Source organism: Bradyrhizobium sp. S3.12.5, from assembly GCF_040548225.1.
Taxonomy (GTDB): domain Bacteria; phylum Pseudomonadota; class Alphaproteobacteria; order Rhizobiales; family Xanthobacteraceae; genus Bradyrhizobium; species Bradyrhizobium cytisi.
Genome location: NZ_JBEPRF010000007.1, coordinates 101,102 through 123,813 on the forward strand (window position 1 = coordinate 101,102; position 22,712 = coordinate 123,813).

Consider the following 22,712-nt stretch of genomic DNA (forward strand, 5'->3'; position numbering starts at 1 on the left):
GCCTATGCCTCATCCACGACCGGATTGCGCAGCACGCCGATGTTCTCGATCTCGACCTCGACCACGTCGCCGGGCTTGAGGAAGATCGGCGGCTTGCGGGTGAAGCCGACGCCGGCCGGCGTGCCAGTGGCGATAACGTCGCCGGGGACGAGGTCGAAAATGGTCGAGCAGTATTCGATCAGCCGCGGGATCGAGAAGATCAGCATCGAGGTGTCGGAGGATTGCACCACCGCGCCATTGACGCGTGTTTCGAGCTTCAATTTGGTGGGATCGCCGATCTCGTCCGGCGTGACCAGCCAGGGTCCGAACGGGCCGGTGCCGACGAAGTTCTTGCCGGAGGCGATCTGCTGGGCATGGCGTTGCCAGTCGCGGACGCTGACGTCGTTGTAGATCGAATAGCCCGCCACGTGATCCCAGGCGTCGGCCTGGCTGATGTGACGGCCGCCCTTGCCGATGACGACGGCGAGTTCGCCCTCCCAGTCGAAATTGTCCGAGACCTTCGGTCGGATCACGGGGGCGTTGTGGCCGACCTGGGAACGCCAGACCCGCAGGAAGATGGGCGGGAATTCGGTGATCTCGCGCTTCATGCCGAAGGCGACCGCTTCATTGTGGTGGTCGAGATAGTTGCGCACGGCGCAGACGATCTTCTCCGGGCGCGGGATCACGGGGAGATATTCGACGTCGCTGAGCGCCATCGTGGGCTTGTGCCCGGCGACGATGGCCTCGCGGCGCGCGTAGTCGTCGCTGCCGACGAAGTCTGCGAGGATCGGATACTGGGGCAGGGCGCGGCCCAGATCCACGACACCGTTTTCGACAATGGCTCCCCAGCTTTCCCGATTTCCGTCCAGGAACGACAGCAGCTTCATGATTGTGATCCACCAGTGAGAATTTTCGATGATTTATAGTATTTTCGAAAATTGTCCGGAGCGCAAGCCCGCGGGACCTGAAAAAGCGCCGTCTATTTGGTGTCCAGCAGGTGCCCGGCGTATTTCGCGACATTGTCGGCGGTAGTGCGGATATGGGTCTCTATCAGTTGCACGGCCTGATCAGCATTGCGGGAGATGGCGGCCTGCATGATCGCCTGGTGCTCGCCGGCCTTGTCGCGCGGGCGGGGCCGGAAATTGGCCGACAGATGCCGGTAGCGCTCGGCGCGATCGAACAGCTCGGCTCTAATCGAGAGCAGTGTCGCCGAGCCGCAGGCGGAGACCAGCGCCTGATGGAATTGGCGATGGGCGATCTTCCATTCGGGATCGCGCAGCGGATGCTCGGGATCGCGTTGCTCGATCCGCTTCAGCCTGTGCAGGGTCGAGATGACGGCAATCTCCCAGTCGTCATCGCCCTTCTCAATCGAGCGGCGGATCAACTCCACCTCGATCAGCACCCTGGCATCGGTGACCTCCACCAGATCCTGGTGGCTGACCGGCGCCACGCGAAATCCGCGCTGCTCCTGGGCGTCGACAAGTCCCTCGGCGGTAAGGGCGGTCAGCGCTTCCCGCAATGTGGTGAAGCTCGCGCCGAAGCGCTCGCGCAACACGTCGAACCGCAACGGCTCGCCGGGGGGCAGACCGCAGGTCACGATCTCCTCGCGCAGCCGATGAGTAATATCGGCGGCAATCGTCTTGCCGAATTCCTTGCGGGAGCGAATGGCGGTCTCAGGCATGGTTCTGCCGATCAATTGATGCCCCAAGATGCCGCGCCAACGACCATCTTGCAATAATTTTCGTAACAGCTAGTATTTTCGAAAATATGGTCCGAGGGAGAGGGGATGAGCTCATGAGAGCGGTTCTGGTACGTCAGCCGGGCGGGTCGGATGCCCTCGAACTGGTCGAAGTGCCGGTGCCAGCGCCCGGTGCCGGTCAGGTTCAGATCCGCGCCGAAGCATTCGGCGTGGGGCAGCCCGACGTGCTGATCCGCCGCGGCGTCTACAAATGGATGCCGCCGCTGCCGGCCAATCCCGGCAATGATGTCGCTGGCCGTATTTCCGCGCTCGGGTCGAGCGTTGAAGGCTTGCAGGTCGGCCAGAAGGTCCTGCTGAGCGCGCGTGACCTGTCGCAGCGCGGCGGCTGCTGCGCCGAATACGTCGTCGCCCCCGCCGATGCCGTTCATGCACTTCCCGACAATGTCGATCTGAAAGCCGCAGTGTGCCTGTCGAATTATCAGGTGGCTTACGCACTGCTGCACGAGTGCCGCCATCCGCGCGCGCCCGCAAGTGTGCTGGTGATCGGCGCGGCCGGCGGTGTCGGCACCGCGCTGGTGCAGCTGGCCAAGCTCGCACAAATGACCGTGATCGGCACGGTCTCCACCGACGGGAAGGCCGCCTTCGCGCGAAGCAACGGTGCCGACCACGTCATCTTCTATCGCCGCGAGGATGTCGTGGCGCGGACCCGCGAACTGAGCAAAGGCGAGGGCGTCGGCCTCGTGCTCGACCACGTTTGCGGACCGGAGTTTACCTCCTATCTCGGCGCGCTCGGCAAGTGGGGCACGCTGCTGTCGTACAACGCCTTCGCCGGGCTGCCGGAAGAGAATCTGATGGCGGCGATGCGCAATCATCTCGACATCTGCCCGGCCGTGCGCTGCTTCTCCTTCCACATCTATGACCATGATCGCGAGGGCCGTCGCGCCCTGATGCGCAACGTGATCGACGCCTTGAGCCGCAACGCGATCAAGCCGGCCATCTCGGCGACACTGAAGCTCGACCAGGTCAGGGAAGCTCACACCTTGCTCGAGCAGGGCTCCGCGCTCGGCAAGATCATCATGACGCCATGAGAGAGTGAACCAGTACAATGACGACCCAGGCACCGATTGCCCGATTCACACGGCTGAGACACGCCACTTTCGCCTCGCCGGATTCCGAGCGATTGCTCGATTACTACCGCGGCGTGATCGGTCTTGGCCTGGTCGGCCGCGATAGAGATCGCATTTTTCTCGCCAGCGATTCCGAGCAGCTTTCGCTCGTGATCGAGCCCGGCGAGGCGGCGTTGACGAGTATCGCGTTCGAGATCTCTCCGAATGTCGAGATGGACGCACTGGGGGCCGCTCTGAAGCGCGCGAATTTGCGTCCCGAACTGCGGAGTGATCCTCTGCCTGGAATTTCCAGGCTGTTGTCCTTCACCGATCCCGAGGGAACGCGGTTCGAACTGATCCAGGGCTGGACGCCCACACCGGCGCAGGAGCGGATCAGTGCGCTCGCCGTCACCAAGCTCGGCCATGTCGCGCTTCGTACGCCAGATCCGCTTGCGGCGTCGGAGTTCTATGCGAACGTCATGGGCCTGCGGGTCTCCGACTGGGTCGAGGACCGCTTCGTCTTCATGCGCAGCGGTTACGAACATCATACGCTGAACTTCGCCCGTGCGCCCGTGCGCAGCCTGCATCATCTCGCATTCGAGTTGCGCGGCCCTTCCCACATGCAGCAGGCTTGCGATCATCTCGCCCGCCACAAGCTCAATATCCTTTGGGGACCGGTCCGTCACGGCCCCGGCCACAACACTGCGGTCTACCACCGCAATCCGGATGGCCATCTCGTCGAGCTGTTCCACGATCTCGATCGCATGATCGATGAGGAGCTTGGCTATTTCGATCCGCGTCCCTGGCATCGCGATCGTCCGCAGCGGCCGAAAGTCTGGGTCGGGCTGCCGCGCGACGTCTGGGGTCTGCCGCCATCACCGGAATGCGTCGAGTTCGCCCGCTAGGAGGCCCGGCACTCGTTTGGAAGACCGCCGCTTCGCCGCGGCCAACGAGACAACAGTCAAAGGGAGGATGCATCCATGAGGTGGATGAAGCGGTTTGCTGCGACCGGATTTCTGCTCGGCAGCTTTATGGCGGCCGGCCCTGCCCAGTCGGCGGACAACTATCCTTCGCGCCCCATACGCTTGATTCACGGCTTTGCCGCCGGCGGCGCGGCCGACACGCTGTCGCGCATTATCGCCGACGGGCTCTCCAGGAAGCTCGGGCAACCGATCGTCGTCGAAGCCAAGCCCGGTGCCGGCGGCAACATTGGGGCGGACGCGATCGCCAAGGCTGAGCCCGACGGCTACACGATCGGACTCGTCACAGGCGCCCACGCCATATCGCCCGCGACGTACAAGAGCCTGAGCTACCAGCCGGCCGACAGTTTCGACATGATCTCGACGCTGGTCTACTACGCGCTGGTCATTGCGGTGCGCAACGACTACCCGGCCAAATCGCTGGGCGAACTGATCGCGATGGCAAAGCAGAAGCCCGGCGCGCTCAGCTTCGGCTCGGTCGGTTTCGGCAGCACGCATCATCTCGCGGGAGAGCTGCTCGATGCGATGGCCGGCATCGACATGGTCCATGTACCCTATCGCGGGGATTCTCAATCCGTCACCGCGCTGCTTGGCGGAGAGGTTCCGGTCATCGTCGGCACGCCCGTGCTGCTCGCAGCGCAAATCCAGAGCGGTGCCATTCGCGGGTTGGCGGTGACTTCGCCAACGCGGACTGCGCTGTTGCCGGATGTTCCAACGGTCGAGGAAGCCGGCGTCAAGGGATATGACGTGCGGACCTGGGCGGGCGTTCTCGCTCCCAAGGGCACCCCGTCTGCCGTCATCGCCGCACTCAACTCGGCGACACTCGACATCCTCAACGAGCCCGAGATCAGGCAGCGCCTGGAAACGGCCGTCGGCGGCGAAGTCCGTGGCAGCTCTCCGGAAGAGATGAAGAAGCTGATCCAGTCCGAAATCGTGAAGTGGTCGGGTGTGGTTGAGCGGGCGAAGATCCCCAAGATCTGATCTGCGCGTCCGCCGCGGAAGATGAAAAGAGGCTTACAGGGGGAGGGAGTGTCGGTGGATGCGATCGTCGGCGCGGCGGACGCCGGTTGCATCGAGGCGGCTTTCGTCGCCGACAGGCCCATGAAAGTTTGGCGGCCGGATTCTCGACGATGCTCTCGTTATACGAGCGAAGCGCCTCGCGTCCGAATCCCGCGATTACTTGTTCCAGAAGGTCGGGTTCGTGCGCACCTGACCAGCAACTCTTCTGCTGAACGTCATTGATTAATGCGACTTCGGGAGTTCGTTCAATGCGTTCACGACAGCTGAAGAGCGGGCGTTTAAATTGGCGCAACGCGGAGCAGCGCGCTATCCTCATCGACTCGAGTCTTCGTTGGCACAAGAAACGAAAAAATGGGGATCAGATGAACTACCGCTCACCACTCCGACTGGCATTGCTCGTGCTTTCGATCCTCCTGGGTAGTGAGACGATCTGTGCCAAGAAAGCCCTTGCGGCCTTGCCAAGTGCTGAGCAACTCAAGGCAATCTGTTCGACGCTCGCCGGCCGTGTGATTCCCGCAGCGTCGATTGGACTGCCGAGCGGGGAAGCTACCATTGCTTCCGGGACGATTGTTGCCGCTAACGCCACTGCCACGCCGGCCACGCCCGAGTTTTGCAGGGTAAATGGCGGCATCGCGCCGGTCGATCCCGCGGCGCAATTGATCAATTTCCAGATCAATCTGCCGATCGCGTGGAACGGCAAGGCAGTGCAGTACGGCGGTGGCGGCTACAACGGCACGCTTATCACCGGACTTGCGCCGTTGCGCGATGCTGCATCGGACGATCCATTGCCGCTGACGCGCGGCTACGTGACCTTCGGAACCGATTCGGGCCATCAGGCGTCAGCGTTTGCGCCAAATAGCGTTGGACAGTTCGGCCTCAATGACGAGATGGTGGTGAATTACGCCTATGCGTCCTACAAGAAGGTCAGGGACGTCAGCGTGAACATGATAGGCATGTTCTACGGACAGCCGCCGTCGCGGGTGTATTATTTCGGCGGCTCGGAGGGTGGGCGCGAAGGCCTGACGATGGCGCAGCGATTCCCGGCCGACTACGACGGCATCGTCAGCGTGGTGCCCGCCATTCAGCTGTCAATGATTGGCGGAGCCTTCTTGCATCACGAGATCCCGCAGGTCCACGGCGGATGGATACCGCCTGCCAAGCTCGGCATGTTTGCGAAATTCGTCGCCGATCGTTGTGACGCCTTGGACGGGCTGGTCGACGGCGTCGTCAATAATTATCTCGCTTGTCCCTCGCATGTTGATCTGAAGGAATTGCGCTGTGCGAACGGCGCTGACAGCGGTGAAACCTGCCTGTCCGATGCACAAATCGCGACCGTCGTGGCGCTCCATTCGCCCTATGAACTGCCGTTCGCGGTACCAAACGGGCTCGCGGCCTATCCGCAATGGCTTTACGGCAACGAGATTACGCCGGATGGCCGCAGCTCGCACATGATGCGCTGGATCACAGGGACGGCGGCGCCGAACGCGGCCGTCGACATCGATACGTCCTCGATCCATTGGCTCTATGCCGCGAATTTTGTTCGATTCTTTGTCGCGAAGGACGCGCTCTTCGATCCGAGCACGTTCGATCCGAACAAGTTTCGCGACCGCCTTCGCGAGCTATCGGAACTGCTCGACTCCACCAATCCCGATCTGTCGGCGTTTTTCGCACGCGGCGGCAAGCTGATCATGCGCTCCAACACCGGCGACCTTGCACTGAGTCCCCTGGCCGCGATCAACTACTTCAATTCGGTGTCTGCAAGGGTTGGGCAGGCGATGGTCGATCGCTCGGCGCGCCTGTTTATTTCACCCGCCTCGACCCATAGCGGTCCAGCGGCCAGCGTGACCGACGGCAGCCCGGTGCCAACCATGGTCGATCTGCTCGATCCACTGGACCGCTGGGTGAGTGATGGCGCGCCGCCGCCTGATGCCCTGATTCAGACAGTCAAGGAGAACTCGCCGCCGTTCAAGCTGTTGGGCTCACGTCCGATGTGCCGCTATCCGGACTATCCGCGCTACACGTCCGGTGATCGCCTGCGAGCGGAAAGCTATCGGTGCACGCCGTCGGCGCCGTGAGCATCAAGGGACCGTTAACGTGGCGACATGAAGAAAACTTCCGAACAGGTTGGGCGCGATGCAATGCGTGCGTGCGGGTACCGTGCTGTCGTTAGCCCAGCCGCTCGGCGCGGAGGGCAGAGTCGTCTCCGCTCGCTCCTTAGTCCGCCACCACCAGCGGCACCGGCAGCGCCGTGATCGACTTGATCTTCTCCATCGCGAAGCGCGAGGTGACGTTTTTGAGCGGCACGGCGTTGATCAGCTTCTTGTAGAACACGTCGTAGCTCTGCATGTCCGGAATCACGACGCGAAGCATATAGTCGACATCGCCGGCCATCCGGTAGAATTCCATCACTTCGGGCATGGCGCTGACAGCCTCGGCGAAGCGCTTCAGCCAGGCATCCGAATGGTCGGAGCTCTCCACGGAGACGAATACCGAGAGCCCAAGCCCGATCTTGTTCGGATCGACCAGTGCAACCCGTCTCAGGATCACGCCGTCGGCTTCCAGCCTCTGGATGCGCTTCCAGCACGGTGTCGAGGACAAGCCGACGCGGTCCCCGATTTCCGCAACCGAGAGCGAAGCGTCCTCCTGGAGGACGGCCAGGATCTTGCGGTCGATGGCGTCGAGACGGCGGCCGGTCTCGACGAGCTGCAGCGCAGCGTCGGTCATGTCTGAAACCTCAGTGTGATGAAAGTTGGACGGCGTTGCCTGGCGTCAGCCGTGAGGCCCGAACAGGAAGATCTCGTAGAGATCGTCCTGTGTGTTGTCCGGGCCGCCTGTCCGCGGCTGCAGCGAGCGCTGGAACCATCCGCGTGCCTGTTCGATCAAACGAGCGCAGCCTGACTGCAGCGAGATGAGATAGCTCATGTTCACTCCGGACAACGGTGTAGGGCGAGAACCCGGGAACGCTATCACGGCAGGGATGGCGTTGGACATTGCTACATACTCGTCGGGATCAGTTTGGTTGAATCATGCTGACGTCGTCGCGGGCGCGGATGGAAAATTCCACGGCGCTTATCGGAGATGGGTGGTTTTGATGCCATCGCCGCGCCGAACGCATGCGACGGAGCGGCGGCTGGCCCATTCAAGCGTGAATTCGAACATGCGCTCCGCTCACTTCATGTAATCAGGCAAAGTGAACCCGTCATAGAACCGGTCGGCCTGAATCGCTGCCTTGAACGCAGGCGATTTGTAGCCGGCGACGATGTCCTGAGCCCATCCGGCGGTGGCATTGGCCTTCTTTACGGCCAGCACGTTGATATAGGGTGTCGTCATCTTCTCGAGCGCGAAGGCGTTGGTCAGCTTTAGCCCGCTGAAGATCGCGAAATTGCCCTGGACGGCGGCGAAGTCGACGTCGTCGAGCGCCCGTGGCGCCTGTGCGGCCTCGAGCGGCACAATCTTGATGCCGCCGGGATTTTTGATGACATCGAGCTCGGTGACATCGACCGGCTTGCTGTCGCGAATCTCGATGAGGCCGAGATCGCGCAGCACCCACAGCGCGCGCTGCAGATTGACCGGATCGTTCGGCACCGCGACGCTGGAGCCCGGCTTGATCGGCGTGCCCAGCGGGTGCTTCTTCGAATAGAGGCCCATCGGTGGCGTCGGAACGTGGACGACGCCGACGAGATCGGTCTTCTGGCGCTCGTTGTAGGAGTCGAGGAAGATCGTGTGCTGCATCACGTTGGCGTCGATCTCGGACTTGAACACAGCGTTGTTGGCTTCAAGGCCGGTCGAGAATTCGACATAGCGGATCTTGTAGCCCTTCTTCTTCAGCTCGGGTTCGACGCCGACCTTGAACTCATCGATATATGGCCCCGGCACGAAGCCGACCCGCAGCTCCGGCCTTGCGGATTGCTGTGCCGAGGCATCTCCCGCGGCTAAGGGGGAGAGAGCCAAAAGGCTCGAGAGGAGAAAAAACGCTGTCTTCATGTCTTCTTGCTGGTCTCGAGTTGGATGTCAGTACGGAAGCGGTGTCAGGCGATCGCCTTGACCGCGTTGGAGTAGATGCTGGCGGGACGGGCGACGCCGTAATGCTCGCGCAGCGTCGTGCCGGTGTAGTCCTCGCGGAACAGGCCGCGCTTGCGCAGGATCGGGACGACTTGCTCGGCGAAGACATCGAAGCCGCCGGGCAGCCAGGGCGGCATCACGTTGAAGCCGTCCGCCGCGCCGTTCTCGAACCAGGTCTGGATGTTGTCGGCGATCTTTTCCGGCGTTCCGGCAATGACCCAGTGGCCGCGCGCGCCGGCAAGGCGCTGCACCAGCTGTCGAATGGTCGGCTTCTCGCGATCGACGATGTCGACCACGAGCTTGAAGCGGCTGGCGGCGCCGCGCGCGCTCGCGGTGTCGATGAGGTGGCGCGGGACGGGACCGTCGAGATCGTAGGCGGTGAGATCGAGCCCGATCATCTGGCGGAGCTGCGTGAGGGAATACTCCGGCTGGATCAGCGCGTTGAACTCGTCCTGAAGCCGATCGGCTTCAGCCTGCGTGCTGCCGATGAAGGGGCTGATGCCGGGCAGGATCTTGATCTCGTCGGGACCGCGATCGAAGCTGCGGGCCTGGCGCTTGATGTCCGCATAGAAGGCCTTGGCCGAGTCCGGGGTCTGGTGCGCGGTGAAGATCGCCTCAGCGTATCGGGCGGCGAAGGAACGGCCGTCGTCGGAGGAGCCGGCCTGCACATAGACCGGCCGGCCCTGTGGCGTGCGCGAAATGTTCAGCGGGCCGCGCACACGAAAATGCTTCCCGACGTGGTCGAGCGTGTGGATCTTGCTGGTATCGGCGAAGATGCCGGATTCGGGGTCGTTGACGAGCGCGTCGTCCTCCCAGCTATCCCAGAGTCGCGAGATGACATCGAGATACTCGCGGGCGCGTTCGTAGCGTTCGTGGTGAGGAGGGTGCTCTGGCAATCCAAAATTCTGTGCGGCCTGCGGTGCGCTGGTGGTCACGATGTTCCAGCCGGCGCGCCCCCGGCTCAGATGATCCAGTGAAGCGAACAGGCGTGCGAGATTGTAGGGCTCGGTATAGGTGGTCGATGCGGTTGCGATCAGGCCGATGCGCTGGGTCACCGCCGCGATCGCCGCGAGCCAGGTGATCGGCTCGAAACGAAAGCGCTGGGCGTAGCGGACGTTGTCGGCCAGTGCTGGCCCATCGGCAAAGAAGATGGCGTCGAACTTGCTCGCCTCGGCGCGTTGCGCCAGCTCCTGATAATGAGTGATGTCGAGAATGCGGTCTGGTTCAGATCCCCTGTAGCGCCACGCGGCTTCGTGGTGGCCGCCGGGGTAGATGAAGAGATTGAGTACAAGCTGCCGTTGGTTGCTCATGGTTCGAGTGCCCAGATTCGATGGCGCCTGGTGTCGACATCGTTCTATCCAAAATGTCCTACGCGCCGTAGAGACGGCGTGATCGCGACCAACTCTATGTTGCCGGAACGAGAAATGTCGATGAAATGGATTTGCGTTGTTCGGCGTGATGCGAGCATGAATCTAGCGGCGGCAGCGAGCGAAAGAGATGATGTTGCGGGTTCATGATCTCGATTAGAAGGCGCTGCGCCGGGGCGAATGTCCGGTGCTCTCCAGGGCTCATTCCACGCAGTCAATGCAAATAACGAACGGACACGCCGTCACCGCAGGTGCATCTGTTTCCCGCTTGCCTTCAACTTTGGAAGCTATTTCCGAAGCCCTTGCGTTAGCATCGTGTAACTGAACACAGGCTGCATTGATGCAGCATCCACGGAAGATCCCGCAAGATGCGATTGTCGTCAGAGCAGACGGCAGTCCCGCAAGAGGATCGATCGCAACATTACTGTCTTTCACTCCGCCGTCGCATCAGCGATCGGCGAACGGCGGAGCCTTGTCCAAATGGATCGCGGTCTTGGGGAAGATGACATGACTGACGGAATCACCATCGACAACGTCATTCCGCGTTCGGATATCGTCAAGCGGTCGGCCCGCATCGGCGCCGAAATCAGGAACATCAAGCTCTCTGGCGATCTGCCGGATCGGACGATTGCGGCGATCAACCGGGTTCTCCTCGAGCAAAAAGTCATCTTCTTCCGAGACCAGAACCATCTGGATGATGCCGAACAGGAGCGGTTTGCTCATCGGCTCGGCAAGTTGGTGCCGCATCCGACGGTTGGCGCGACAAAAGGAACGGCGTCGATCCTGGAGCTCGATTCCGGACGCGGCGGCGGCCGCGCCGACCAGTGGCACACCGATGTCACCTTCGTCGACGCCTATCCCAAGATCTCGGTTCTGCGCGGCGTCGTGATCCCCGAGTTCGGTGGCGATACGATCTGGTCGAACACGGCCGCGTCTTATCTCGATCTGCCGGCGCCGTTGCGAAAGCTCGCGGACGAGCTCTGGGCGGTGCACAGCAATGCCTACGACTACGCGGTCAAGACCCGCGCAAGCGAAGCCGATCGGAAGCAATTCGAGGAGGTCTTCACGGCGACGGTCTACGAGACTGAGCATCCCGTTGTCCGCGTCCATCCCGAAACCGGAGAGCGCACGCTGGTGCTCGGCAATTTCGTGCAGCGCTTCGTCGGCCTGTCGAAATACGACAGCCAGAAATTATTCGACCTGTTCCAAGCCCACATCACCGCACCCGAGAACACGGTGCGCTGGAGCTGGCGTCAAGGCGATGTGGTGATCTGGGATAATCGTGCCACCCAACACTACGCCGTGAACGATTACGGCGACCAGCACCGCGTGGTCCGGCGGGCCACCATCGATGGCGAGGTGCCGGTCAGCACCGACGGTCGCAACAGCGTCACCCGCATCAAGGCGGCGAAGCCGCAGGCGAGAGCCGCCTGAACGAGTTGGAGTTATGAGAATGATAATCGCTATCTCCACATTGCGCCGTCTGGTTGCGGGCCTGCGCGCAAGAGGCCGCCAGCTTGCTCTCGCTAGCATCGCGCTGGCCGGCCTGGTTGGCCAAGCCATGGCCGAGCCGCAGCTCGAAAAGACCGAAATCCGCTACCAGGGCTGGGCTGGCCAGGTGACGTTCATCGAGCTGGCCGATGACCTCGGCTATCTCGCGCCGCTGAAGCTGAAATGGGTCGGCAACACCATCAGCGGTCCGCAGGACATCCAGACTGTCGTCACCGGTGACATCGACATCGGCGGCGCTTTCTATGGCGCGATCATCAAGCTGATCGCGGCCAAGGCGCCGATCAAGGCCGTGGTCGGCTACTACGGATCGGACGACAACACCTATAACGGCTATTACGTGAAGGAGGACAGCCCGATCAGGACCGCTCGGGACCTGATCGGCAAGAAGGTCGCTGTCAACACGTTAGGGGCGCATCTCGAGTTCGTGCTGCGCGAATATCTCTCCCGCAACGGTTTGACGCCGGCGGAGGCAAAGCAGGTGACGCTGGTCGCGATTCCGCCCGTCACCGGCGAGCAGGCATTGCGACAGGGACAGGTCGAGGTCAGCACGCTCAATGGCGTGTTGCGCGACAAGGCACTCGAACGCGGCGGCATCCGCAGGCTGTTTGCGGATACGGACATCTTCGGAAACTTCACCGGGGGATCTTACGTGCTCCGGGACAAATTCATCAAGGACAATCCCAACACCTCCCGGGCGTTGATCGAAGGCGTCTCGCGGGCCATTGCCTGGGCGCAGACCACCCCGCCTGAGGAGGTCCGGGCCCGCTTCGAACGCATCATCGCCGAGCGAAAGCGCAACGAGGACGCCACGCCGATCAAATACTGGAAGAGCACGGGCATAGCGACCAGAGGCGGCGTGATCAGCGACGCCGAGCTGCAGGTGTGGATCGACTGGCTGGTCAAGGATGGCTTGTTGAAGCAGGACCAGTTCAAGCCGTCGGACCTCTATACCAACGAGTTCAATTATTTCCGCCCGGGCAAGACCGCGGAGGCCAAATGACAAGGGCCAAGATCCGCTTCGAGCATGTCTGCAAGGATTTTTCGGTGCGCGGCGAGGATGGTGGGCCGGCGCAACGCTTCACCGCGCTGGACGACATTACGCTGGATGTTCGGACCGGCGAATTCCTTGCCCTGGTTGGGCCGAGCGGGTGCGGCAAGTCAACCCTGCTGGACCTGCTCGGTGGCCTGACGGCGCCGAGTAGCGGGCGCATCCTCCTCGACGGCAAGGTCATCGAAGGACCTGCGCGCGATCGCGGTATTGTATTCCAGCAATACGCGCTGTTCCCCTGGCGCACGGCCGCGCAGAACGTCGAATTCGGGCTCGACATTGCCGGCCTGAAAGCCAGGGAGCGGCGGGAGAAGGCGTTGCACTACCTCGATCTGGTCGGACTGTCCGGCTTTGCCGACCGTTATCCGCACGAGCTCTCGGGCGGCATGAAGCAACGCGTCGCGATCGCGCGCAGTCTCGCCTACGACCCCGAGGTGCTGCTGATGGACGAGCCCTTTGCGGCGCTGGACGCACAGACGCGCGAGACGCTTCAGGGCGAGCTGCTGCGGATCTGGCGCAGCACCGGGAAGACCATCCTGTTCATCACGCACGGCATCGATGAGGCCGTCGTGCTCGGCCAGCGCGTGGCGGTGATGACCTCGCGTCCCGGCCGCATCAAGCAGATCGTCGACATTCCCGATGAGCTGCACAGCGAGACCGAAGACGTCCGGTCACTGCCGCAGTTCGGGCATGTCAGGCACGCGGTGTGGTCCTTGCTGCGCGACGAGGTGCTGAAGGCGCAAGGAGCTCAGGTAACTGCAGCTGAAGGCGAGCTTGCCGCAAAGACGAAGGAGGTGGCTCATGTCTAATCTGGAGATCCTGACGCTGCTGGAGCTCGCCGAGGGGAGCCCGAAGGATCGGGCTAGGCAACGCGCTGGCGCGCTCTCCGCGGCGACGGGGAGCCTCGTGAAAGGGTTCGGCGCCATTGGGCAGCGCTCTCTGTTGGTGCTGTTGTTTTTGGCGACATGGGAGATCGTTCCGCGGCTCGGGCTGGTGGATGTGACGTTCCTGCCCCCGTTCTCGGAGGTGATCGCGGCCGGCTGGCAGCTTGCTCAGACGGGAGAGCTTTACGACGATGTTGCCGCAAGCATGCTACGAGCGCTCAGCGGCTTCCTGATCGCAGTCGTCCTGGTCGTGCCGCTCGGGTTGGTCACCGGGTGGTACGCCCGGCTCGGCGACTTCCTGAACCAGATCATCGAGATTGCGCGCAACACGGCCCCGCTGGCGTTGCTGCCGGTCTTCATCCTGCTGCTCGGGATTGGCGAGCTCTCGAAGGTCACCATGGTGGTCTATAGCTGCGCATGGCCGCTGCTGCTCAATACAATCGCTGCCGTGCGTCAGGTTGATCCGCTCTTGATTAAGTCCGCACGGACGATGGGGGCGACGCCGAGCCAGCTGTTCCGCAAAGTGATCCTGCCGGCGTCGCTGCCGACGATCTTCGTCGGTATACGGTTGGCGAGCGCCTCCGCGATGCTGGTGCTGGTCGCATCCGAGATGGTCGGCGCGAAATCCGGGCTCGGCTATCTCATCATCAACAGCCAGTACAGCTTTCTGATCCCACAGATGTATTTTGGCATCCTGGGGATTACCGTGATCGGCCTCGTCTTCAACGCGATCCTCGAGGCGCTGGAACGCCGCCTGATGCGCTGGAAGGCGCCGGCCGCCTAACCCTGCTTGTTGCGGGCGGTGGCCTGCGTCACGATGCTGTTCGGCGGCACGTCCTGGGTGACCCAGACGTTGCCGCCGATCGTCGCGCCCCGGCCGATCGTGATCCGGCCGAGGATGGTTGCACCGGCATAAATCACGACGTCGTCCTCGACGATCGGATGCCGTGCATCGCCCTTGATCAGATGGCCATCATCGTTGGTCGGAAAGTGGCGCGCGCCGAGCGTCACGGCCTGATAGATACGGACATTGTCGCCGATGATCGCGGTCTCACCGATCACCACGCCGGTGCCGTGATCGATGAAGAAGCCGGATCCGATGCTGGCGCCGGGATGAATGTCGATCCCGGTTCTGGTATGAGCGATCTCCGCGACAAGCCGGGCGATCAAGCGCACATTGAGCCCATCAAGGATATGTGCCAGCCGGTGATGGATGATCGCCGTCATGCCCGGATATCCGATCAGGATCTCCGGAAAATTCCTGGCTGCGGGATCGCCGACGAAGGCGGCTCTCAAATCGGAGATCAGGAGGCCGCGCACCACGGGCAGGCGCTCGCCGAACTGCCGCGTCAGCGCGACCGCGTCCTCGCGCCGGTAGCCCGGGATCAGCTCGTCGCCGACGAATCGCGCGCCGCGGTGGATCTGGTCGCAAAGCCCGTCGAGGGCGATACTCAGGCGATTGCCGACGAAGTAGTCGATATTCTCGCCGTCGAGGTCGAACTGACCGTAATGCCTCGGAAACATCGCCTCGGTGAGGCCATCCAGAATGGCCTGAAGCGCCTCGCGCGAGGGCGCGCGCCGCGCCTCTCCGTCGCGCCTGATGCTGTGCGTTTCTTCGCGCGAGAGGCGAAGCTCGGCGACAATCCTGTCAAGCTGCCAGCGCCCGCCGCTGGGCGATTCCGGAGGGTTATCTGACATGGGCCAACGGAATGCTGATTTCGGCGAGGAGGTCAAGGTCGAAATCATGTGTGATCCTGATGTACTGGCCGTTCCAGTACACCAGGCCCGACAGCTCGCGGGATAGCTCGAAGCTCAACAGGCTGCCGATAATGATGCCATGCGAGTGCCGCTCGATGATTTCCTCGACCTTGCATTCGATGGTTGCGAGGGTGTCGCCAAGCAGCGGCACGCCGGCCGCCCCCGCGGACCATCGGATCCCGTCGAAGCGCTCGTGGCCCTTCAAGCTGCCGTCGCTGAAACGCCCGGCAAGAGCCTGCTGGTCAGATCCCAGAACGTTGACGCCGAATACGCCGTAACGCGCGATTCGAGCGAAGGACGAGGCCTGCCGGTTGACGCTGACCAGCAGCCGCGGCGGACTGGCGCTGAGCGACGTCAGGGACGTCACCGTCATGCCGGTGATGTCCTCGTCGCAGCCGGCCGTGATGATGGTGACGCCGCCGGCCAGGCGCCGCATCACGGCTCGAAACTGGTTCTCGACCTCGTCATCGCCGCTGACCAGATGAATGTCGGACTTTCCCATCTGTCGCTCCTCGCATCGGACGCCGTGGATCGGCCTGTTCGCTCTCAGAAGAAGCTCTTCGCGGGCAGCGGCGTGCCGTTGATCTCGTGCTCGCCGCGCGGATGAGACCATAGGCGGCCCAGTTGTGGCTCGGCGCGGTCATGTTGAAAGCGTTGACGCGCAGCTCGCGCGGTCTCGTCATGGTCTCGTCCGATCGTCAATTGCGAAGAACATCTCGTCCGCCCGACCATTTTTAGCATTTTGCGTGAGCGAGTTTTTTTCCAATTCAGCGGAGGCGTGGAAAGAAACGCGTTACGAAGCGGCGTTGATACAGGACGCGCATCGCTATTTTTCTGACACGCTCGACAGCCGAAGAATCCGACCGCATCATTTTCGTCGACAAGCACGGCTTGCCGCGCGCGACGCGCGCTCTCGAGATCGAAAGGGAATTGCAGATGGCGTTGGAGACCCGGAACTTCGAGACGCTGGCGTTGCATGGTGGATCGTACCGCACCGACCCCGCCACCGGTGCGGTGGCGGTTCCGATCTACCAGACCACATCATTCCAGTTCGAAAGCACGGATCACGCCTCGCGCCTGTTCGCGCTCGAGCAGCTTGGCCCGATCTACACCCGTATAGGAAATCCGACCCAGCAGGCCTTCGAGGATCGGCTTGCCGCACTTGAGGGCGGGGCAGCCGCCCTCGCAGTTGCCTCCGGGCAGACGGCTTCCGCCTTCGCGATCTTCAACATTGCCCAGGCCGGCGACAACATCGTGTCCTCCACTGATCTTTACGGCGGTACCTGGACGTTGCTGTCGCAGACTTTGAAGCAGTTCGGCATCGAGGTCCGCTTTGTCGATCCTTCCGATCCCGAGAATTTTCGTCGGGCCACGGACGCAAAGACGCGAGCCTATTTCGGCGAGACGCTCCCAAACCCGAAGCTGAATGTCTTTCCGATCAAGGAAGTCGCGGATATCGGCCGCTCGCTCGGCGTTCCGCTCATCCTGGACAACACGGCGTCGCCCCTGATCGCGCGACCGTTTGAGCACGGCGCTGCAGTGATTGTCTACTCCACGACCAAATATATCGGTGGCCATGGCACCGCGATCGGTGGCGCCATCGTCGATGGCGGCAATTTCGACTGGGCGGCACATGCGGACCGCTTCCCGCTTCTGAATAAGCCCGACGAGGCCTATCACGGCGCGATCTGGACTGAGGCCGCGAAGCCGCTCGGTCCGATCGCCTACATCCTGCGGGCTCGCGTCAAGCTGTTGCGGGATCTGGGCGCGTCGATCGCGCCACAAAATGCTTTTCAGTTCATTCAGGGTCTCGAAACCCTGCCGCTGCGCATCCGGCAGCACAACGAGAATGCGGTCAAGGTCGCGAACTTCCTCGCCAGGCACGCCTTGGTTTCGAACGTGATCTTCCCCGGACTGCAAAGCGGGGAGAACCGGCGCAGGGCGGACGCCTATCTGAAGGGCGGCTTTGGCGGGCTGGTCGGCTTCGAGCTGAAAGGGGGCGTCGAAGCCGGCCGGCGATTCATCGATGCGCTCAAGCTATTCTATCACGTTGCCAATATCGGCGACGCCCGCTCGCTGGCCATTCATCCGGCCTCAACGACGCATCAGCAGCTGACTGCCGCTGAGCAACTCGCCGCCGGCGTCACGCCCGGCTACGTCCGCCTGTCGGTCGGGATTGAGCATCCCGACGATATCCTCGCGGATCTCGGTCAGGCGCTGGCACAGGCCGACGCCGGCGCTGGTACACGCAAGGCGGCGTGAAACCCGGACCCGGTTGAGCAAATTGGCCGCTTTTCCAGAACAGTTGTCGATAACGGCCGACGTGTTGGTTGTCGGTGGCGGCATGGCGGGGGCCTGGGCCGCGACATCCGCCGCGCAGGCCGGGGCGAAAGTCGTGCTGGCCGACAAGGGTTATTGCGGCACCAGCGGCGTCACGGCTGCCGCGGGGCCCGGCCATTGGTGGGTGCCGCCGGATCCTGCCGCGGCGCGAGACGCGGCCGTCGCGAATCGTATCGCCGCCGGCCTCGGTCTTGGCGAAGCAGACTGGATGTATCGCATCCTCGACCAGACTTGGCGCACGCTGCCGACCCTCGCGCGCTATTATAAGTTCGGGACCGATGACGAAGGGCGGGTGAACTACCGCGCCGTGCGCGGGCCCGAATACATGCGCGCCCTGCGGCAGCAGGTGCTGAGCTACGGCGTCACGATCCTCGATCAATCGCCCGTTCTTGAACTTTTGGCACGATGCGACGGCTCGATCGGCGGTGCCCGTGGCCAGCGTCGGCAGGATGGCAGCCGCGCTTATCGGGTCGAGGCAGGGGCTGTGGTGCTCGCGGCCGGCGGGACCAGCTTCCTGTCCCATCTGCTGGGATCGCGAACCAACACGGGCGACGGCTATCTCATCGCGGCGGAGGCCGGCGCCGAGATGTCCGGCATGGAGTTCACTGCGGCCTACACCATTGCGCCGGCGCATTCGACGATGACGCGAAGCATGGCCTATGCGTTCGCGACTTATTACGACGCCGACGGGGGCGAGCTCGATCTTCCCTTCGGCCCCGACCAGACCGTCCGCCTGGCCCGCGCGCTCCAGCGCGGCCCGGTCTATTGCACGCTGCAGCGTCTGCCTGATGACGTCAAGGCGCGGTTGCATACGATCTCGCCGAACGTGCCGCTGGTGTTCGACCGCTGGGGCATCGATCCCTACCGCGACCGGTTCGAAGTCACCCTGCACAACGACGGCACAATCCGCGGTATTGGCGGTGTGCGCGTCCATGATGTGAACGGCGCTACGTCGGTGCCGGGACTGTTCGTCGCAGGCGACAATGCATCGCGCGAAAAGGTCGCGGGCGCGATTTCCGGCGGCGGCAATGTCAACTCGGCGTGGGCGCTGTCGTCCGGCGTATTCGCAGGAACCGCGGCCGCGCGCGTCGCGCGCAGCATGAAGAGTCGTTCTGCGGAGCTCACCCCGCTTGGACGTGCCGGGCTACGTCCGCATGGCCGGCCACAGGACATTGACGTGGCCGCAACCAGGGACCGCGTGCGCGCCGAGATGCATCCGTTCGACAAGAACTTGTTCCGCACCGGGGCAGGGCTCGCGGCCTCTTCGCAAACACTCGAAGATTTATGGAGTGAGGTGGCCAATCACGGACAGGCGGGCTCGATCGCCTTGCGCGAGACAGCGGCGTTGCTGGCCACGGCGCGGTGGTCCGTTGCGACCGCGGCAGCGCGTGATGAGAGCAGGGGACTTCACCGTCGCGAGGATTATCCCGCACGAGATCCGCGATTGGCCGCGCGCCTGCTCAGCGGCGGACTGGACCAGGTCTGGGTCGCGCTGGATCGTCCATCTGCAAGCGCCCAACCTGGTCAACTCGAGACGACGTCATGATTGAGCTCATCGTCGCGGAGCGCTGCACGGATTGCGGGGCCTGCATCGAGGTGTGCCCGGCCAATGTGCTCGATCCCGGCACCGACGGCTTGCCGGTTCTCGCGCGCGTCGAGGATTGCCAGACCTGCTTCATGTGCGAGCTCTATTGCCGTGCAGATGCGATCTACGTCGCACCCGATTGCGACCGCCGCGTCTCGGTCAGCAAGGAGGATGTGCTGGCGTCCGGACGTCTCGGACAATATCGCAAGCACTCCGGCTGGGATGAATGGGCGGAGCACTTTCCCAACGAGCAATGGCTGATGGAGACCGTCTTCCGCCGCGCCGGCGAGGCAGCGGCTCAATCGCGGGCTGAGCGGCCTGAGGGCCTCGGCGGCAAGAAATAGAGGCAGTCAGATCAGCGGGAGGCCGACGACAGCACGTCTGCCGGATGCTTGTCGTTGTGCTCGACATATTCGACCAGCGTCTGATCTGGATGCCGCACCAGCATGTTGCGGCCTGTCGGGACCGGCTTCGGCGCTTCCAGAATCGTCGCGCCGACCGTCGGAAGATACGCGGCAAAAGCCTCGATGCCCTCCACCATGAAAGTCATGTGCGTCGCGGCGAACCGCTTCAGGCTATGCTCGGTTCCGGCGATGAGCAGGATCGATGCGACCTGCGCCAGTCTCAGGTCGTACTCGGGGTAATCAAAGCGAAGGCGCGCTTTCTGGCCGATCAGCGTTTCGTAAAAGGCGACGGCCGCATCCAGTTCTTCGAGCGGCAGGCAGCGCCGCGTCAGGATGTTGAGGATTTTCATGAGCCAGGTCCTTGATCTCCACTCAAGATTGGATCGCTAGCGGCGATGTCAAGGCGTGAGCGCTGGGGCGCCGTCGGCGCACCGCATGCAGAAGACGAATTCTTATGCCTCGATCGGAAGCGTCATCCTGTTGTTGCCCGATGCCGATGATCTTTGAAAAGACTATCTTGCCTCGAGCGCCTAGCATGTCCGCCCCGTTGCCATCATGAACGTCGCGACATGAACACCCCCCGAATTGAAAGCCGGCGCGCCTCCACCAGTGTGCGATCTCCGATCATCGTCAATCAGCTTGGTCCGGACATTCGTGCCGCGTTGGCCGATCACTGGTCGCGTCCGCTGATCATCGATCATCCTGCCGATCGCGCGCCGTGGGAGGTGGCTCCGGAGGCGGACGTGCTGCTGACGCGGCCGCTGGCGGGCTGGAACAAGGCGCCTGCGGAGAAGCCTGCCGGCTGGCCGTTCGGCCTGCGCTGGATCCAGACCGCATCGACGGGCGTCGATTTCTTCCCGGCCTGGCTGCTCGACGGTCCCGTGGTCACGGTCGGCCGTGGCATCTCGGCCGATCCGATCGCGGAATATGTGCTTGCAGCGATCCTCGGCTTCGAGAAGCGTATCCATGACATCCGGCCGCGCAGTCGCGAGCAATGGAAGATCACCCCGCTGGGCTCGCTCAGCGGCAAGACGATCGGCATCGCGGGCTTCGGTGCGATCGGCCGCGCCGTCGTGGAGCGGGTCAAGCCGTTCGGCGTCAACATCAGGGTTTTGCGGCGCTCGGCCTGGCCATATGTCATTCCCGGCGTCGAGCCCGCCGATAGCATCGAGAAACTGGTCGAGGTCTCCGATCATCTCGTTCTCGCGCTGCCGGCGACGACCAGGACGGCGCGTCTGATCAACGCCGATGTCCTCGCGCGCACCAAGACATCGCTGCACCTGATCAATGTCGCGCGCGGCCGCATCGTCGATCAGAACGCCCTGTTGCAGGCGCTGGATGAGGGGCGAATTGCCGGCGCCACGCTTGATGTCACCGATCCGGAGCCTCCGCCGGACAACGACCCGATCTATGACCATCCCAAGATCGTCCTGACCCCGCACGTGTCGTGGACGGGAGGAGAGGACGTCAAGCGGCTGGCCGACAAGACGCTCGTCAACCTCGATGCCTATGCGCATGGCGTGCCGCTGGCCGACGTCTTCGACAGGAATCTCGAATACTAGAAAAGGAGCTGCTGCAATGAACAAGGTCGTCGAGAAGCCCAGGAAATACTCGCTGATCGAGCGCACGCCCGCGGCGTCGTTCGAGGAGGAACGTCTGCATCGCAAGCAGCGGCTCGCGGCAACGTTCCGGCTGTTCTCGCGCTACGGCTTCGATCAGGGTCTGGCGGGTCACGTCACCGTGCGCGATCCGGAATTCCCTGAACGCTTCTGGATCAATCCGCTGTCGAAGCATTTCAGCCAGATCAAGGTCTCGGACCTCCAACTCGTCGACCACGACGGCAATATCCTGATCGGCGACAAGCCGATCAACCAGGCCGGCTTCGTGATTCACTCTGCGATACACGCCGCGCATCCGGAGGTGATCGCGGCAGCTCATACCCATTCGACCTACGGCAAGGCGTGGTCGGCGCTCGGCCGTCTGCTCGATCCGCTGACGCAGGATTCTTGCGCCTTCTACGAGGATCACGTGCTGTTCGATCCCTTCTCCGGCGTCGTGCTGGAGGCGGAGGAGGGCCGCAAGATCGCGCAAGCGCTTGGATCGAGGAAGGCGGCGATCCTGCAAAATCATGGGCTGCTCACGGTGGGGCCGACCATCGAGGCGGTCGCCTGGTGGTACATCGCGATGGACAATGCAGCGCGCGCCCAGTTGCTCGCCGGGGCCGCCGGCACGCCAAAGCCGATCCCTCACGAGATCGCCAGCCTGACCTCGCGACAGGTCGGCACGCACAAGGGCGGCTATTTCAGCTTTCAACCGTTGTGGGACTGGATCACCGAGGCCGAGCCGGATTTGTTCAACTAGGGCTCGAGGCTTCTGGGCCGGGCCGATGGTCCGCCGGAATTGCGCCGCGCCCTGACATCGTGAAATATGATGGCCGGCGGCTTGCCTTGTTCACGCAAGTCGACACTGCAACGGCGAGGAGCAGAGCGACATGGCCATTGGTTTGCCAAGCGAGGTCGAAGTCATCACATTGTTCGTCGATGACATCGCGTCATCGCGGACCTTCTACACGAGGGTTTTCGCATGTGAGACCATCTGGGAGGATAAGGTCTCATCCGTGCTCAGATTTGGTGGGCTCTTGGTCAACCTTCTCGACGTTTCGCAGGCGTCTCCGCTCGTGGAGCCGCTGCGCGTCGGGGGGCCCTCCGCCGGCCCGCGCGTGCTCCTGACGATCAGGGTTGTCGACGTCGACCAAGTGTGCACGGCCCTTCGGGAGATCGGCGTCGATCTGCTCAATGGGCCGATCGATCGCCCTTGGGGAAGGCGAACCGCGTCCTTTGCCGATCCTTCAGGTCATGTCTGGGAGATCGCACAGGTGCTCGAACGGGGATAGAGAACCATTACATGGGAGAGCACTGGCTCGCGAGCTTCGCCGTTCTCGCGCTGGATGATGAGAAGTGAGCAAGCA

The 22,712-nt window shown here is 62.9% G+C and carries 24 protein-coding genes; 14 read left to right on the top strand and 10 right to left on the bottom strand.

Annotated features, from left to right (window positions below; translation table 11 throughout):
- Positions 1 to 2: 2 nt before the first annotated feature.
- Positions 3 to 866, bottom strand: a complete 864-nt coding sequence (locus ABIC09_RS11990; protein WP_148752480.1) for a fumarylacetoacetate hydrolase family protein — start codon at positions 864 to 866, stop codon at positions 3 to 5.
- 92 nt (positions 867 to 958) lie between these two features.
- Entirely contained in the window at positions 959 to 1,660 is a 702-nt protein-coding gene (locus ABIC09_RS11995; RefSeq protein WP_354109366.1) for a GntR family transcriptional regulator, read from the bottom strand.
- 113 nt (positions 1,661 to 1,773) lie between these two features.
- Here ABIC09_RS11995 and ABIC09_RS12000 point away from each other — a divergent pair, with 113 nt between their 5' ends.
- From ABIC09_RS12000 to ABIC09_RS12015, 4 genes are all read left to right on the top strand, one after another.
- The gene (locus ABIC09_RS12000) at positions 1,774 to 2,766 is read left to right on the top strand and encodes a zinc-dependent alcohol dehydrogenase family protein (protein ID WP_354109367.1); all 993 of its coding nucleotides are present in this window, start codon (positions 1,774 to 1,776) and stop codon (positions 2,764 to 2,766) included.
- 17 nt (positions 2,767 to 2,783) lie between these two features.
- Entirely contained in the window at positions 2,784 to 3,689 is a 906-nt protein-coding gene (locus ABIC09_RS12005) for a VOC family protein (RefSeq protein ID WP_354109368.1), read from the top strand.
- Positions 3,690 to 3,764: 75 nt separating this feature from the next.
- Positions 3,765 to 4,745, top strand: coding sequence for a tripartite tricarboxylate transporter substrate binding protein (locus ABIC09_RS12010; RefSeq protein WP_354109369.1), 981 nt, complete (start codon positions 3,765 to 3,767; stop codon positions 4,743 to 4,745).
- 287 nt (positions 4,746 to 5,032) lie between these two features.
- Positions 5,033 to 6,859 carry a tannase/feruloyl esterase family alpha/beta hydrolase gene (locus ABIC09_RS12015; RefSeq protein ID WP_354109370.1) on the top strand — a complete coding sequence of 609 codons (1,827 nt, stop codon included), beginning with the start codon at positions 5,033 to 5,035 and terminating at the stop codon, positions 6,857 to 6,859.
- 139 nt (positions 6,860 to 6,998) lie between these two features.
- Here ABIC09_RS12015 and ABIC09_RS12020 read toward each other — a convergent pair whose 3' ends face one another.
- From ABIC09_RS12020 to ABIC09_RS12035, 4 genes are all read right to left on the bottom strand, one after another.
- On the bottom strand, positions 6,999 to 7,508 hold the full coding sequence (locus ABIC09_RS12020) for an Lrp/AsnC family transcriptional regulator (RefSeq protein ID WP_354035969.1): 510 nt from the start codon (positions 7,506 to 7,508) through the stop codon (positions 6,999 to 7,001).
- A gap of 45 nt (positions 7,509 to 7,553) precedes the next feature.
- Entirely contained in the window at positions 7,554 to 7,706 is a 153-nt protein-coding gene (locus ABIC09_RS12025) for a hypothetical protein (protein WP_187434980.1), read from the bottom strand.
- A gap of 246 nt (positions 7,707 to 7,952) precedes the next feature.
- A complete protein-coding gene (locus ABIC09_RS12030) occupies positions 7,953 to 8,768 on the bottom strand; it encodes a MetQ/NlpA family ABC transporter substrate-binding protein (protein ID WP_354109371.1) in 816 nt (271 codons plus the stop codon).
- Between the two features lie 44 nt (positions 8,769 to 8,812).
- Complete coding sequence (locus ABIC09_RS12035) at positions 8,813 to 10,156, bottom strand: LLM class flavin-dependent oxidoreductase (protein ID WP_354109372.1); 1,344 nt, start codon at positions 10,154 to 10,156, stop codon at positions 8,813 to 8,815.
- 564 nt (positions 10,157 to 10,720) lie between these two features.
- Here ABIC09_RS12035 and ABIC09_RS12040 point away from each other — a divergent pair.
- Genes ABIC09_RS12040 through ABIC09_RS12055 form a run of 4 tightly spaced genes read left to right on the top strand, consistent with a single transcriptional unit; the run spans position 10,721 to position 14,441 of the window.
- Positions 10,721 to 11,647: a TauD/TfdA dioxygenase family protein gene (locus ABIC09_RS12040; RefSeq protein WP_354109373.1), complete on the top strand. Its 927-nt coding sequence runs from the start codon at positions 10,721 to 10,723 to the stop codon at positions 11,645 to 11,647.
- A 19-nt stretch (positions 11,648 to 11,666) separates the two neighbouring features.
- On the top strand, positions 11,667 to 12,725 hold the full coding sequence (locus ABIC09_RS12045; RefSeq protein ID WP_354109374.1) for an ABC transporter substrate-binding protein: 1,059 nt from the start codon (positions 11,667 to 11,669) through the stop codon (positions 12,723 to 12,725).
- Entirely contained in the window at positions 12,722 to 13,582 is an 861-nt protein-coding gene (locus tag ABIC09_RS12050) for an ABC transporter ATP-binding protein (protein ID WP_354109375.1), read from the top strand. Before ABIC09_RS12045 ends, ABIC09_RS12050 begins: the two co-directional genes overlap by 4 nt.
- Complete coding sequence (locus tag ABIC09_RS12055) at positions 13,575 to 14,441, top strand: ABC transporter permease (RefSeq protein WP_354109376.1); 867 nt, start codon at positions 13,575 to 13,577, stop codon at positions 14,439 to 14,441. The genes ABIC09_RS12050 and ABIC09_RS12055 overlap by 8 nt, the downstream gene beginning before the upstream one ends.
- Here ABIC09_RS12055 and epsC read toward each other — a convergent pair.
- The 3 genes from epsC to ABIC09_RS12070 are packed head-to-tail and all read right to left on the bottom strand — an operon-like array spanning position 14,438 to position 16,303.
- Positions 14,438 to 15,355 (bottom strand): serine O-acetyltransferase EpsC, encoded by a 918-nt coding sequence (gene epsC, locus ABIC09_RS12060; RefSeq protein ID WP_354109377.1) that lies wholly within the window; start codon positions 15,353 to 15,355, stop codon positions 14,438 to 14,440. The two genes, ABIC09_RS12055 and epsC, sit on opposite strands and share 4 nt — an antisense overlap.
- A complete protein-coding gene (locus ABIC09_RS12065) occupies positions 15,345 to 15,917 on the bottom strand; it encodes a flavin reductase family protein (protein ID WP_354109378.1) in 573 nt (190 codons plus the stop codon). The genes epsC and ABIC09_RS12065 overlap by 11 nt, the downstream gene beginning before the upstream one ends.
- A 44-nt stretch (positions 15,918 to 15,961) precedes the next feature.
- Entirely contained in the window at positions 15,962 to 16,303 is a 342-nt protein-coding gene (locus tag ABIC09_RS12070) for a hypothetical protein (RefSeq protein ID WP_354109379.1), read from the bottom strand.
- Positions 16,304 to 16,351: 48 nt separating this feature from the next.
- Here ABIC09_RS12070 and ABIC09_RS12075 point away from each other — a divergent pair, with 48 nt between their 5' ends.
- The 3 genes from ABIC09_RS12075 (at position 16,352) to ABIC09_RS12085 (ending at position 19,684) form a co-directional block, all read left to right on the top strand.
- Complete coding sequence (locus ABIC09_RS12075) at positions 16,352 to 17,677, top strand: O-acetylhomoserine aminocarboxypropyltransferase/cysteine synthase family protein (RefSeq protein ID WP_148752466.1); 1,326 nt, start codon at positions 16,352 to 16,354, stop codon at positions 17,675 to 17,677.
- A 61-nt stretch (positions 17,678 to 17,738) separates the two neighbouring features.
- Positions 17,739 to 19,301 carry an FAD-binding protein gene (locus tag ABIC09_RS12080; RefSeq protein ID WP_354086277.1) on the top strand — a complete coding sequence of 521 codons (1,563 nt, stop codon included), beginning with the start codon at positions 17,739 to 17,741 and terminating at the stop codon, positions 19,299 to 19,301.
- Positions 19,298 to 19,684, top strand: a complete 387-nt coding sequence (locus tag ABIC09_RS12085) for a 4Fe-4S dicluster domain-containing protein (protein WP_354109380.1) — start codon at positions 19,298 to 19,300, stop codon at positions 19,682 to 19,684. The genes ABIC09_RS12080 and ABIC09_RS12085 overlap by 4 nt, the downstream gene beginning before the upstream one ends.
- A gap of 11 nt (positions 19,685 to 19,695) precedes the next feature.
- Here ABIC09_RS12085 and ABIC09_RS12090 read toward each other — a convergent pair whose 3' ends face one another.
- The gene (locus ABIC09_RS12090; protein ID WP_354086278.1) at positions 19,696 to 20,094 is read right to left on the bottom strand and encodes a VOC family protein; all 399 of its coding nucleotides are present in this window, start codon (positions 20,092 to 20,094) and stop codon (positions 19,696 to 19,698) included.
- Positions 20,095 to 20,313: 219 nt separating this feature from the next.
- On the opposite strand from ABIC09_RS12090, the gene ABIC09_RS12095 reads away from it, so the two are divergent.
- The 3 genes from ABIC09_RS12095 to ABIC09_RS12105 all read left to right on the top strand — a co-directional run bounded on the left by ABIC09_RS12095 (position 20,314) and on the right by ABIC09_RS12105 (position 22,637).
- Positions 20,314 to 21,306, top strand: a complete 993-nt coding sequence (locus tag ABIC09_RS12095) for an NAD(P)-dependent oxidoreductase (RefSeq protein ID WP_354109381.1) — start codon at positions 20,314 to 20,316, stop codon at positions 21,304 to 21,306.
- A 16-nt stretch (positions 21,307 to 21,322) separates the two neighbouring features.
- A complete protein-coding gene (locus ABIC09_RS12100; RefSeq protein WP_354109382.1) occupies positions 21,323 to 22,105 on the top strand; it encodes a class II aldolase/adducin family protein in 783 nt (260 codons plus the stop codon).
- 130 nt (positions 22,106 to 22,235) lie between these two features.
- Positions 22,236 to 22,637, top strand: coding sequence for a VOC family protein (locus tag ABIC09_RS12105; RefSeq protein WP_354109383.1), 402 nt, complete (start codon positions 22,236 to 22,238; stop codon positions 22,635 to 22,637).
- Positions 22,638 to 22,712: the final 75 nt, after the last annotated feature.

What these genes read in the sequence shown, in the direction of transcription:
- ABIC09_RS12010 (WP_354109369.1), top strand. Translation starts at nt 3,765, where the DNA reads ATGAGGTGGATGAAGCGGTTTGCTGCGACCGGATTTCTGCTCGGCAGC.
- ABIC09_RS11990 (WP_148752480.1), bottom strand. Translation starts at nt 866, where the DNA reads ATGAAGCTGCTGTCGTTCCTGGACGGAAATCGGGAAAGCTGGGGAGCC.
- ABIC09_RS12035 (WP_354109372.1), bottom strand. Translation starts at nt 10,156, where the DNA reads ATGAGCAACCAACGGCAGCTTGTACTCAATCTCTTCATCTACCCCGGC.
- ABIC09_RS12045 (WP_354109374.1), top strand. Translation starts at nt 11,667, where the DNA reads ATGATAATCGCTATCTCCACATTGCGCCGTCTGGTTGCGGGCCTGCGC.
- ABIC09_RS12090 (WP_354086278.1), bottom strand. Translation starts at nt 20,094, where the DNA reads ATGAAAATCCTCAACATCCTGACGCGGCGCTGCCTGCCGCTCGAAGAA.
- ABIC09_RS12025 (WP_187434980.1), bottom strand. Translation starts at nt 7,706, where the DNA reads ATGAGCTATCTCATCTCGCTGCAGTCAGGCTGCGCTCGTTTGATCGAA.
- epsC (WP_354109377.1), bottom strand. Translation starts at nt 15,355, where the DNA reads ATGTCAGATAACCCTCCGGAATCGCCCAGCGGCGGGCGCTGGCAGCTT.
- ABIC09_RS12005 (WP_354109368.1), top strand. Translation starts at nt 2,784, where the DNA reads ATGACGACCCAGGCACCGATTGCCCGATTCACACGGCTGAGACACGCC.
- ABIC09_RS12105 (WP_354109383.1), top strand. Translation starts at nt 22,236, where the DNA reads ATGGCCATTGGTTTGCCAAGCGAGGTCGAAGTCATCACATTGTTCGTC.
- ABIC09_RS11995 (WP_354109366.1), bottom strand. Translation starts at nt 1,660, where the DNA reads ATGCCTGAGACCGCCATTCGCTCCCGCAAGGAATTCGGCAAGACGATT.
- ABIC09_RS12040 (WP_354109373.1), top strand. Translation starts at nt 10,721, where the DNA reads ATGACTGACGGAATCACCATCGACAACGTCATTCCGCGTTCGGATATC.
- ABIC09_RS12075 (WP_148752466.1), top strand. Translation starts at nt 16,352, where the DNA reads ATGGCGTTGGAGACCCGGAACTTCGAGACGCTGGCGTTGCATGGTGGA.
- ABIC09_RS12050 (WP_354109375.1), top strand. Translation starts at nt 12,722, where the DNA reads ATGACAAGGGCCAAGATCCGCTTCGAGCATGTCTGCAAGGATTTTTCG.
- ABIC09_RS12065 (WP_354109378.1), bottom strand. Translation starts at nt 15,917, where the DNA reads ATGGGAAAGTCCGACATTCATCTGGTCAGCGGCGATGACGAGGTCGAG.
- ABIC09_RS12085 (WP_354109380.1), top strand. Translation starts at nt 19,298, where the DNA reads ATGATTGAGCTCATCGTCGCGGAGCGCTGCACGGATTGCGGGGCCTGC.
- ABIC09_RS12030 (WP_354109371.1), bottom strand. Translation starts at nt 8,768, where the DNA reads ATGAAGACAGCGTTTTTTCTCCTCTCGAGCCTTTTGGCTCTCTCCCCC.
- ABIC09_RS12055 (WP_354109376.1), top strand. Translation starts at nt 13,575, where the DNA reads ATGTCTAATCTGGAGATCCTGACGCTGCTGGAGCTCGCCGAGGGGAGC.
- ABIC09_RS12095 (WP_354109381.1), top strand. Translation starts at nt 20,314, where the DNA reads ATGAACACCCCCCGAATTGAAAGCCGGCGCGCCTCCACCAGTGTGCGA.
- ABIC09_RS12100 (WP_354109382.1), top strand. Translation starts at nt 21,323, where the DNA reads ATGAACAAGGTCGTCGAGAAGCCCAGGAAATACTCGCTGATCGAGCGC.
- ABIC09_RS12015 (WP_354109370.1), top strand. Translation starts at nt 5,033, where the DNA reads ATGCGTTCACGACAGCTGAAGAGCGGGCGTTTAAATTGGCGCAACGCG.
- ABIC09_RS12000 (WP_354109367.1), top strand. Translation starts at nt 1,774, where the DNA reads ATGAGAGCGGTTCTGGTACGTCAGCCGGGCGGGTCGGATGCCCTCGAA.
- ABIC09_RS12020 (WP_354035969.1), bottom strand. Translation starts at nt 7,508, where the DNA reads ATGACCGACGCTGCGCTGCAGCTCGTCGAGACCGGCCGCCGTCTCGAC.